10 protein-coding genes and 1 tRNA gene are annotated in these 10968 nt (G+C 65.5%); 5 read left to right on the top strand and 6 right to left on the bottom strand.

Features of this window, described 5'->3' with window-relative positions:
* From VGG47_RS10135 to VGG47_RS10120, 4 genes are all read left to right on the top strand, one after another.
* The coding region (locus VGG47_RS10135) for an FAD-binding and (Fe-S)-binding domain-containing protein (RefSeq protein WP_331538075.1) at nt 1-1761 on the top strand (1761 nt) is incomplete at its 5' end.
* A 143-nt stretch (nt 1762-1904) separates the two neighbouring features.
* Nucleotides 1905-3386, top strand: coding sequence for an amidase (locus VGG47_RS10130; RefSeq protein WP_331538073.1), 1482 nt, complete (start codon nt 1905-1907; stop codon nt 3384-3386).
* Between the two features lie 214 nt (nt 3387-3600).
* On the top strand, nt 3601-4806 hold the full coding sequence (locus VGG47_RS10125; RefSeq protein WP_331538071.1) for an MFS transporter: 1206 nt from the start codon (nt 3601-3603) through the stop codon (nt 4804-4806).
* A gap of 291 nt (nt 4807-5097) precedes the next feature.
* Nucleotides 5098-6642: a hypothetical protein gene (locus tag VGG47_RS10120; protein ID WP_331538069.1), complete on the top strand. Its 1545-nt coding sequence runs from the start codon at nt 5098-5100 to the stop codon at nt 6640-6642.
* 20 nt (nt 6643-6662) lie between these two features.
* Here VGG47_RS10120 and VGG47_RS10115 read toward each other — a convergent pair.
* Nucleotides 6663-6737: transfer RNA gene (locus VGG47_RS10115), tRNA-Met, on the bottom strand.
* 263 nt (nt 6738-7000) lie between these two features.
* On the opposite strand from VGG47_RS10115, the gene VGG47_RS10110 reads away from it, so the two are divergent.
* A complete protein-coding gene (locus tag VGG47_RS10110; protein ID WP_331538067.1) occupies nt 7001-7585 on the top strand; it encodes a Maf family protein in 585 nt (194 codons plus the stop codon).
* On the opposite strand, the gene VGG47_RS10105 is transcribed toward VGG47_RS10110, so the two are convergent.
* The 5 genes from VGG47_RS10105 to VGG47_RS10085 form a co-directional block, all read right to left on the bottom strand.
* On the bottom strand, nt 7515-7943 hold the full coding sequence (locus VGG47_RS10105; RefSeq protein ID WP_331538065.1) for a helix-turn-helix domain-containing protein: 429 nt from the start codon (nt 7941-7943) through the stop codon (nt 7515-7517). The two genes, VGG47_RS10110 and VGG47_RS10105, sit on opposite strands and share 71 nt — an antisense overlap.
* The gene (locus VGG47_RS10100; RefSeq protein WP_331538063.1) at nt 7940-8101 is read right to left on the bottom strand and encodes a hypothetical protein; all 162 of its coding nucleotides are present in this window, start codon (nt 8099-8101) and stop codon (nt 7940-7942) included. Before VGG47_RS10100 ends, VGG47_RS10105 begins: the two co-directional genes overlap by 4 nt.
* 3 nt (nt 8102-8104) lie before the next feature.
* A complete protein-coding gene (locus tag VGG47_RS10095) occupies nt 8105-8611 on the bottom strand; it encodes a Smr/MutS family protein (RefSeq protein ID WP_331538061.1) in 507 nt (168 codons plus the stop codon).
* Between the two features lie 168 nt (nt 8612-8779).
* A complete protein-coding gene (locus VGG47_RS10090) occupies nt 8780-9451 on the bottom strand; it encodes a LutC/YkgG family protein (protein ID WP_331538059.1) in 672 nt (223 codons plus the stop codon).
* Nucleotides 9448-10890, bottom strand: a complete 1443-nt coding sequence (locus VGG47_RS10085; protein WP_331538057.1) for a LutB/LldF family L-lactate oxidation iron-sulfur protein — start codon at nt 10888-10890, stop codon at nt 9448-9450. The genes VGG47_RS10090 and VGG47_RS10085 overlap by 4 nt, the downstream gene beginning before the upstream one ends.
* Nucleotides 10891-10968 lie beyond the last annotated feature (78 nt).

Genomic DNA, 10968 nt, shown 5'->3' with positions numbered 1-10968 from the left:
AAGCCGATCTCCTTCGTCGAGGACTGCGCCGTGCCGTTGCCGCATCTGGCGGAATACACGGCCAAGTTGACGGAGGTGTTTGAGAAGCATGGCACCAAGGGCACCTGGTACGCCCACGCTTCGGAAGGTTGCCTGCATGTGCGCCCGGTGCTGAACCTGCGCCTGGAGAAGGAGGTGGCAGCGATGCGCGCCATCGCCGAGGAGGCTTTCGACCTGGTCCGCGCCTATAAGGGTTCGCATTCCGGCGAGCACGGCGATGGGCTGGTGCGCAGCGAGTTCCACGAAAAAATGTTCGGCGCCCGCCTGGTCCGCGCCTTTGAAGAGGTGAAGGAGGTGTTTGACCCCGCCGCCGTCCTCAACCCGGGCAAGATCGTGCATCCGCCCCGTTTCGATGACCGTTCCCTGCTGCGCTACAAGCCGGATTACGCCGTCGCGGATTTCAAGCCGGCGCTGGATTGGTCCGATTATCCGGGCGGGGCCGGCGGCCTGCAGGGCGCGGTGGAAATGTGCAACAATAACGGCGCCTGCCGGAAGCTGGAGGGCGGCGCGATGTGCCCCTCCTACCGCGTTACGCAGGACGAGCAGCATGTCACGCGCGGCCGCGCCAACACGCTGCGCCTCGCCCTTTCCGGCCAGTTGGGGCCGGACGCCTTTGCTTCCGACGCGATGGCGGACTCGTTAAAACTCTGCGTCTCCTGCAAGGCATGCAAGCGCGAATGCCCGACCGGCGTGGACATGGCGCGGATGAAGATCGAGGTGCTGGCCGCGCGCGCGAAGCGGAACGGATTTTCGCTCCGCGACCGGCTGGTGGGGCATCTGCCGCGCTATGCGCCCTATGCCGCGCACCTCGCGCCGCTGCTCAACCTGCGGAACCGGTTTCCGGCCCTCGCCAAGCTTTCCGAAAAGCTTCTCGGCTTCAGCGCCCGGCGCAGCTTGCCGGCGTGGCGGCGCGATCGCTTTAAGCCGCCGGCAAGCGCGCAGGGCAGGGCGGACGGTGCCGAACTGGTGCTCTGGGCCGACACCTTCAACGCCGCCTTCGAGCCGGAAAACATTGCCGCCGCCATCGCCACCCTCACCGGGGCGGGATACCGGGTGCATATCGCGCAGCCGCCGGGCGGCGGGCGCCCGCTTTGCTGCGGCCGCACCTATCTCTCGGTCGGCGATGTGGGCGCCGCCAAGGCGGAAATGACCCGCACGCTGGAGGCCCTCAAACCGTTCGTCATGAGCGGCATGCCGGTGCTGGGGCTGGAGCCGAGTTGCCTGTTCTCTTTCCGGGATGAAGTTTTGGCCCTCCTTCCCGGCGAGGTGGCACAGGCGGTCGCCAAGCAAACCATGCTGGTGGAAGAATTCATCGCCCGGGAAATCAAGGCCGGCCGCTTCGCGCCGCGCCTGGCCCCGGTGGCGGAGACGGCCGTGCTGCACGGCCATTGCCACCAGAAGGCTTTCGGCGCGATGGGGGCGGTGCAGACCGCGCTCAGCCTGGTTCCCGGGCTGAAGGTGGAGACCATCGAGTCCAGCTGCTGCGGCATGGCCGGCGCGTTCGGCTACCAGGCGGAGACCATCGACGTGTCGCTGCGCATGGCCGAACTCAGCCTGCTCCCGGCGGTGCGCGCGGCGGCGCCGAACACGCTGGTGGTGGCCGACGGCACCTCCTGCCGGCACCAGATCCATGACGGCACCGGGCGTGAGGCGATGCATGTGGTGCGCGTGCTGGCGGCAAGCATGAGGAAGGCCGAAGGAAAAAAAGACTACTTTTTGTGAACAAAAAGTAGCAAAAAAACTTTATGAATCTGGGCCATGGGCGTTGTCGGGGACAACGCCCATGGCCCAGCATAGCCAAAAAATTTTTGCGCCGCTTTTTTTAAAAAGCGGCTGCTTTCTTTCTTTTGAAAAAAGGAGTTCCGATGACCGAGCCCTGCGATCTTTCCGCCACCGAAGCGCGCCGCCTGATTGGCACGAAACAGCTTTCGCCGGTGGAGCTGCTGGAAAGCAGCCTGAAGCGGATCGAGGCGGTGAACCATGCGGTGAACGCGGTGGTGGCGATGGACCTGCCGGCTGCGCGCGACGCCGCCCGGGCGGCCGAAGCTGCGGTGATGCGCGGCGAGATTCTGGGCGCGCTGCACGGCCTGCCGGTGGGGGTGAAGGACCTGGAAGACACCGCCGGGCTGCGCACCACCTTCGGCAGCCCGCTGTTCAAGGACAACGTGCCGGCCAAGGATGAGCGCAGCGTCGCCGCCGTCCGCGCCGCCGGCTGCATCATTTTCGCCAAGACCAACACCCCGGAATTCGGCGCGGGTGCGAACACCCGCAACGCCGTGTATGGCGCCACCGGCAATCCGTTCGACCCGCTGCGCTCCGCCGCCGGCTCCTCCGGCGGTTCCGCCGTGGCGCTCGCCTGCGGCATGGCCACGCTTTGCACCGGCTCGGATATGGGCGGCAGTTTGCGCAACCCGGCGGCGTTCAATGGCATTGTCGGCATGCGCCCCTCGCCGGAGATGATGCCGGTGGAAAAGCAGTTGCATGGCTGGTCGCCGCTCTCGGTGCACGGGCCGATGGCGCGCAATGTCGCGGATCTGGCGCTGATGTTCGCCGCCATGACCGGCGCTGACCAGCGCGCCCCGCTCTCGCTGCCCACCGCCGCCGCGCCGGGCGATTTCTCGCCCCCGCCGGGCATCGATCTCTCCCGCCTGCGCGTCGCTATTACGCCGGATTTCGGGTTCGCCCTGGTCGAGCAGCGGATTAAGGACGTGTTTTTCGACCGCGTCGAGCGTCTGCGCCCGCACGTCGCCAAACTCGACCTTGCGACGCCGGACTGCACCGGCACCGACGAGGCTTTCGCCGTGCTGCGCAGCCTGGCTTTTGTGGCCTCTCACAGCACACGCGCGGCGCAGACGCCGGACCTGGTCTCGCCTAACATCCACGCCAATCTGGAAGAGGCGCGACGCTACGGCATCTCCGATCTGGCAGAAGCCCTCTCCGCGCAGACCGCGATCTACAGGCGCTGGCAGGCTTTCTACGAAAATTACGATCTGCTGCTGGCCCCGGCGATGGCGATCAGCCCGCAACCCTGGTCGGTGCTCTACCCGAAAGACATCGATGGCCAAGCAATGAAGAGCTACTATCAGTGGCTGGCCCCTGCCTATGCGGTCTCCCTGGTCGGCCATCCCGCGCTCTCGCTCCCCGTGGGGGTGGACGGCGCCGGGATGCCCTTCGGCCTGCAGATTGTCGGTCCCCGCCGTGGCGATGCGCGGGTGATCGCCGCCGCCGCCGCGCTGGAGCAGATTTTTGCCGCCGATGCGGTGACGCGCCGTCCGCTGCCGGACCTGGCCGCCTTGCAGGCCCGGGCGCCGCTCTCTGAGACGCCGGGCTTCTTCGGGTTCGGTTAAAAGCAAGTGGCCGCTTTTTGAAAAAAGCGGCGCAAAAACTTTTGTTACGCTGGGCCGTGGGCGTTGTCACCGACAACGCCCACGGCCCAGCATGGCACTGTCGCGAAACTGGGGGATGCGGCGGCACGGTCAGATGCGCTAACGTGTCATACCTTTCCCGGATTGTGGACAAAAACGCATGGGAGTGGGGCATCAGAAACGAAAAAGGTACCCAGTGAGCCAGACCACCATCGCCGCGCCCTATAGAGCCCAGAGCACCGCCTTCCCCGTGCTGGGGGCGATCAGCTTCTGCCACATGTTGAACGACATGATGCAGGCGCTGCTGCTGGCGAGCTATCCGATCCTGAAAGGCGGGTTCCATCTCAGTTTCGGCCAGATCGGCCTGCTCACGCTGGTCTTCCAGGTTACCGCCTCGCTGCTGCAGCCGCTGATCGGGCAGTATACCGACCGCAGGCCGCAGCCTTTCTCGCTGCCGGTCGGCATGGTCTTCTCGATGGCCGGTCTGATCGTTCTGGCCAAGGCGCCGGATTACGGGATCCTGCTCTGCGGCGCGTCTTTGCTTGGCATCGGCTCCTCGATTTTCCACCCGGAATCCTCGCGCATCGCCCGGCTCGCCTCGGGCGGAAGGCATGGTCTGGCGCAGTCGGTATTCCAGGTGGGCGGCAATTTCGGGCAGGCGCTGGGGCCGCTGATGGTGGCCTATCTGGTGCTGCCGAACGGCCGCGGCAGCCTGGCCTGGTTCGCTTTCGTCGCCTTGCTCGGCATGGCGATCCTCAGCGTGCTCGGCCAGTGGTACAAGACCGCCATGGTCACAAGGGCGCCCGCGAAACATAAAAACGTGCAGGCAGCGCTCACCCGTGGTCAGGCCCGGCGCGCCATCGCCGTTCTGATAACGCTGATGTTTTCGAAGTTCTTCTACCTCGCAAGTTTTATCAGTTATTACATTTTCTACCTGATGCAGCGCTTCGCCATCTCGACGGCGCATGCGCAGGTCGACCTGTTCGTGTTCCTCGCCGCGGCCGCCGTCGGCACCGTGATCGGCGGGCCGATCGGCGACCGCTTCGGCCGCAAGCATGTCATCTGGGGCTCGATCCTCGGCGTGCTGCCTTTCACGCTGATCCTGCCGCATGTCGGCCTCAACGCGACCATCGCGCTCAGCATCGTCATCGGCCTCATCCTCTCTTCGGCCTTTTCCGCGATCGTCGTGTATGCGCAGGAGGTCTTGCCCGGCCGGGTCGGCATGGTTTCCGGCTTGTTCTTCGGCCTGGCTTTCGGCTTGGGCGGTATCGGCGCTGCGGTTTTGGGCGAGCTCGCGGACTGGACCAGCATTGGCTTCGTCTACCAGCTCTGCGCCTTCCTGCCGGCCATCGGCCTGCTCACCGTGTTCCTGCCGAATCTCCGTTCGGTCGAGGGGCATTAAAGGCGCTGCTGGGCCATGGGCTTTGTCGCAGACAACGCCCATGGCCCAGCATAACAAAAGTTTTTGCGCCGCTTTTTCCAAAAAGCGGCCGCTTTCCCTTTCTTAGCGGCGGAAGAACGGCGACACGCAACTGGCAGTTGCTGGCACCGCCCGGCGTACTGACATACGCTTCGTTCCGCTTACGATTCCGGCTTTTTCCGATCTGATGTTGCCTCCCTGAAGCGGCACGAGAATCCCTGTAGAATAAGCCGCCGGGTGGCAGCCAACCATTTGGGAGTTGGTGCCATTCTCATGCGCTCTGCCCCGGATTTTTCATTATCCCGTCGCCTGGCCTGGTGTGGCCTCGGCCTGAGCCTGGCCGTCTCGGGCTGTACCATAGGGCCGGCGCCCGACGATCCCGATGCGTCCGGCACGAACCTGGCCGAATCGCTGACTCAGGTTCAGACCAGCGCTTTTGCGAACGGGTTTGCCGCAGGCCAGCGGCTGCAGGTGCAAAAGGATCGCGCCACCGATAACACGACGGCGACGCAAACCATGCAAAGCGCGCAGCAGATCGTTGAGGCCAGCGCCTATTCCGAGGGGGTGCAGGACGGCAAGGCCAGCCAGGCGGAACGCGATCGGGCACAGATGGCGGCACTTTCAGGCGCTGCCGGGTCCTCTGCGGGGGCGCAGGCGCAACAGGTCTCCTATGTCCGAGGTGAGGCCGCCGGACGGCAGGAACAGAGGCAAGACGATCAGCGTAGAATCACCGCTGCGTCGGCAGCGGCGCGGCCCTCGGCGGCGGTGCTGCAGGAGGCGGAACAGGCTGGCTATACCCAGGGCGAGACCGCCGGACGGCAGGAACAGACGCAGCAGGATCAGGCGAAAATTACCACCGCGTCGGCAGCGGCGCCGCCTTCGGGGGCGGCGCTGCAGGCGGCGCAACAGGCTGGCTATACCCAGGGAGAGGCCGCCGGACGGCAGGAACAGACGCAGCAGGATCAGGCGAAAATTGTCGCCGCATCGGCAGCGGTGCCGCCCCCTGCGGCGGCGATGCAGGCGGCGCAACAGGCCGCCTATTCCCAGGGCGAGATAGCTGGGCGGCAGGACCAGGCGCAGGCAGATCAGGCCAAGATGGCCGCCGTGCCGGTAGCGGCGCAACAGGCCGGCTATGCCCAGGGTGAGGCCGCTGGGCGGCAGCAACAGACGCAGGCAGATCAGGCCAAAATTGCGGCGGCGGCGGCGGCGCCCCCTTCGCCGGCGGCGTTGCAGACGGCGCAACAGGCCGGCTATGCCCAGGGCGAGGCCGCCGGGCGGCAGGACCAGACGCTGGCAGATCAGGCCAAGGTGGCTGCCGCATCGGCCGCGGCGCCCCCTGCGGCGGCGCTGCAGGTGGCGCAACAGACCGGCTATGCCCAAGGCGAGGCCGCCGGGCGGCAGGAGCAGACGCGGCAAGATCAGGTCAAGGTGGCCGCCGCGGCGCCCCCTTCGGCGGCGTTGCAGGCAGCGCAACAGGCTGGCTATGCCCAGGGCGAGACCGCCGGGCAGCAGGAGCAGACGCGGGAAGATCAGGCCCAAATTACCGCCGCGTCGGCAGGAGTGACAAAGGGCGCGCACCGGGGCGGCTATGCCCAGGGCCAAGCCGCCGGGCGGCAGGAGCAGATGCAGGAAGATCAGGCCAGGATCGCCGCCGCGCAAGCCGCCACCGCGCAGGCCAAAGCGGCTTTGGCGGCGGCGCCGAGTTCCGCCCAGGAACTCACCCAGCAGGCGGTGCAGGAAACGCAGGAGATGCAGCAGATCACCCAGCTCTGCCACGTCGCGCCGCCGGGGCACTCGCTTGACCCGAACGGGCCATAACCGGAAATTTTTGGGAACACTGGTAGCGACGGACAGATTTGAACTGCCGACCAAGGGATTATGATTCCCCTGCTCTACCGCTGAGCTACGCCGCCATGCAGTGCGCCAGCCGGTTAATGCTTTGCCGCCGGGAAGTCAATGCGCCGAGCGCTGGAGCCTGCTTAGGGAAGCCAAGGGGAAGGCTACTTTTTGTGAACAAAAAGAAGCAAAAAAACTTTATTAATGCTGGGCCACGGGCGTTGTCGCCGACACAGCCTCAGGCCCAGTGGAGTAAAAGTTTTTGCGCCGCTTTTTTCAAAAAGCGGCCGCTTTCCTCGTCCATGGCGGTTTTGAGATTACGGTGTAAAACTGGCGCGTCATGATCATCCTTGCCAGCGGCTCGGCCGCGCGTCGCTCTTTGCTGCAGCAGGCCGGCGTCAAATGCCTGGCCATGCCCGCCGATGTGGATGAGGCGGCGCTGAAAGCGTCCCTGCCGGCGCTGGAGCCTGCCGCACTGGCCCTGGCGCTGGCCGCCGCCAAGGCCGCTGCCGTGTCGCCCAGCGCTCCGTCGGCGCTGGTGATTGGCGCGGACCAGCTGCTGGTCTGCGAGGGGCGGCGTTTCGACAAACCGCGGGATCATGAGGAGGCGGTCCGGCATCTGCGCTTCCTGTCCGGCCGCACGCACACGCTGGTCACGGCGGTCTGCGTGCTTCGGGCGGGGGCGAAGCTCTGGAGCGATGTTGCGCAGGCGCGGCTCACCATGCGCCCGCTCTCGGCCGCGTTCGTGGACTCCTATCTGACGGCGGAGGGGGCGGAGGTGCTGGGCTCGGTCGGCGTGTACCGGCTGGAAGGGCGCGGCGCGCAGCTTTTCACGCAGATCGAGGGCGACTTTTTTACGATTCTCGGCCTGAACCTGCTGCCTTTGCTCGGCTTCCTGCGCGAGGCCGGGGCGCTTCCGGCGTGACCGGCCGCGCCTCGTCCAGCAGTTTTTGCATCGCCGCCACTGTTTCCGGGTCGAGATTGCGCAGTTCCCGGACGATGCGGTTGCCGAACGCGGTCTGCTCCGGGGTCAGCCCTGCCGCGTTCAGCTTCAGCCGCGGGCGCGACAGTTTCGCCAGGGCCTTCAGCTCGTCGGCATCGTCCCAGATCAGGCCGAAAAACTCGCAGATCTGGTGGATCAGCCCGGAAGAGGGCGCACCGCGCCGCCCGTGTTCCAGGGCCGAGAGATAAGCCGGCGACACTTCCAGCGCCGCAGCCATCTCCCGCTGCAGAATCCTCCGCTCGGCCCGCAGCTGGCGCAGTTTTTCGCCGAACGGGGTCATGTAGGAAGCCAAAAGGAAGGCTTCTTTTTGTGAACAAAAAGAAGTTTTTTGGTCCTTTGGGCCCGTGCTGTTTCAGCGCCACAGGCCCAGCGGAGAAGAAGTTTTTGCGCCGCTTTTTTCAAAAAGCGGCTGCTTTTTTCTCTCTGCAACGCCATCATGCTCTAACGTATCCGCCGGAGCAGAATTCGCAATGATCCGGTATTGGCCGCGTGCGGATGGGCGATGGCGAGAATCATCGGCCGCAACCGGGGAGCGTTCAGCCAGTGCGGGAGCTCGTTGGCGAGGATTTCGCCCTTGCCGGTGATGATCTCGACGCAGCGCTCCTGCTCGGCATAGGCTTGCTCGACGAAATGAATGACCGCGTGATGCGCCCGCGCGGCGGTATGGCCGTGCAGATCCAGCCGTCCGGTGGCGCGGATTTTACCCGTGGTGAATTTTTTCCAGGTTGCCTTGTCCAGCCCGGCCGGGGTGATGGCGGTGCCGATCGGCGAGTTGAACGAAAACGCCTTCGGCGGTTTCGCCGGAGGCGGAGAAACTTCCAGCGTTACCTCGGCCGGCGCCTCGGGCGGCAGGGGCAGGCGCGTGCGGCCCGGCATCAGCCGCGTCAGCGTCTGGCTGTAAGCCGCCCAGAGTTTACGGTCGGCCTCGGAAAGGCCTTTAGAGTTCAATCGTCTCATACGGCTACTCAGATAAAGGAAGCGGCCGCTTTTTGAAAAAAGCGGCGCAAAAACTTCTTTTATGCTGGGCTATGGGCGTTGTCGCCGACTACGCCCATAGCCCAGCATAGCAAAGTTTTTTTGCTACTTTTTGTTCACAAAAAGTAGCCTTCCCTTTCCTCAGTCCTCGCCATCGATGATGAGCACGTGCAGCGAACGCGGCCCGTGCGCGCCCAGTTCCAGCGTCTGCTCGATATCCGCCGAGCGCGACGGGCCGGTGACCAGCATCACGTTGCGCGGCATGCCGCCTTGCTCGGCGCGTAGCAGGTCGAATGCGTCCTCATAGGCGCCGACGATGCGATCGGCGCGGATCACGACGATTTCGGTGTCTGAGAGCAGGTTGTTGCTGGTCGGACGTTCGGGGCCCGAGGGCATCATCAGTGTGCCGGTCTCGGCGATGCCGGCGAAAGCCTGGGTCACGGTGACCGCGTCGGTTGGCGCCGTGGTGCCGAAGCGCACGTTCAGCAGGGGTTTTTCCGCGAACGGGATCGCCTGCAGTTCCGGATGCGGCGACACGACGATTTCGGCGGCGATGTTCTGCTGCGCGAGATAGGAGGTGATTGCCTCCGGCACGGCGCGCCAATCGGGCAGAAGCTGCGTCGTGCCGAATTCCCGCGCGACATTTTCGATGAAAGCGGCCACCTGGCCGGCCGAATCGCCCTGGCCGCGCGCCGGCACCAGATGGCGTGGATGGGCCTTAAGCCGCCCTGCCAGCATCGCCTGCTGGTCGGCGGGCAGGGGGCCGCGCTTCAGCCCGCGGCGGATGTTGCCGAGGATTGCGGCGCGGCTCATGGACGGTCTCCTTTGTTGCGGGCCCGCTGCGCCGCGGCGTAGCGGGCGAAGAACGTATCCCCCTCGGGTGCGGGAAAATCCCGTCCCTTGGTCCAGGCGCCGATGAAGGGCAGGCGGGGGGACAAATTTCCGCTCCTGCGGCCGAGCCAGCCGAGCCCCAAGGCGGCGGCGCGGGTGCTGAGTCGGTACAGGCCCGGCCGGCGCGCGAACCAGGCCCAGAGGCCAAGCCCGCTGCGCATGGTCGAAGGCGCGAGATGCCGCTCGAACTCGCGCTCGCGCCAATGCCGCATCAGCCCGGGCAGCGGGATTTTGACCGGGCACACGCTCTCGCATTTGCCGCAGAACGTGCTGGCATTGGGCAGATGCCCGGCCTCGTTGACCCCGACCAGCATCGGCGTCAGCACCGCCCCCATCGGCCCCGGATAGGTCGAGCCGTAGGCATGTCCGCCGACCACGCCATAGACCGGGCAGTGATTCATGCAGGCGGCGCAGCGGATGCAGCGCAGCATGTCCTGGAACTCCGTGCCCACCATGCCGGAGCGGCCGTTATCGACCAGCACCACATGGTATTCTTCGGGGCCATCCGGATCGCCCACGCGGCGGGCGCCGGTCGAAAACGTGGTGTAGACCGACATGTCCTGCCCGGTGGCCGAGCGGGCCAGCACCCGCAGCAGCGACAGCGTGTCCTCGATGGTCGGCACCACTTTCTCGATGCTGGTGACCACCACATGCACGCGCGGCAGGGTCTGGGTCAGGTCGCCATTGCCCTCATTCGTCACGATGACAGACGAACCGGTCTCGGCGATCAGAAAATTCGCCCCGGTGATGCCCATGTCGGCGGCCAGGAATTTCTCCCGCAATTGCAGCCGCGCTTCGGACTGGATGTCCCGTGCGTCGCGGAACACACGGTCGGCGGGCAGGTTGGTGTGGCTCTTGCGGAAGGTCTCTTCCCAGTCCTCGCGGTTGAGGTGGAAGGCCGGGCCGATGATGTGGCTCGGCGGCTCGTGGCGCAGCTGCAGGATGTATTCGGCGAGGTCGGTCTCAACCGGCGTCACGCCGTTGGCTTCCAGATAGTCGTTGAGGCCGATTTCCTCGGTCACCATTGACTTGCCCTTGGTCACGGTCTTCGCCCCGGCCTTGGTGGCGATGGCCAGCACCGCCTTGCAGGCGTCCTCGGCGGTGGCACACCAATGCACGGTGCCGCCGGCCTTCTCCACGTTGGCGGCGTAAGTCTCCAGGTAGAAATCCAGGTTCGCGATCGCGTGGTTCTTGATGTTCTTCGCTTCCTCGCGGAGCGCCTCGAATTCCGGCAGCCGGTCCACCGCCGCCTGGCGCTTTTTCGCAAATTGCGGCCGCGCCCGGGTCAGTGCGCGCTGCAGCCCGGCATCGGCCATGGCGTTGGCCGCGTTTTCCTTGAAAGCTCCGCTGGTCTGCAACATGTGTTCGGCTCCGTTAGAGCGATGGAATCGCTCATGCCAGCAAAGTTAGAGCATGAGGGAGGGAAAGCAATCAGGCTC

Source organism: Acidocella sp., assembly GCF_036489515.1.
Classification (GTDB): domain Bacteria; phylum Pseudomonadota; class Alphaproteobacteria; order Acetobacterales; family Acetobacteraceae; genus Acidocella.
The sequence above is the reverse complement of the archived record's forward strand: the minus strand, read 5'-3'. Positions and strand labels throughout refer to the sequence as shown.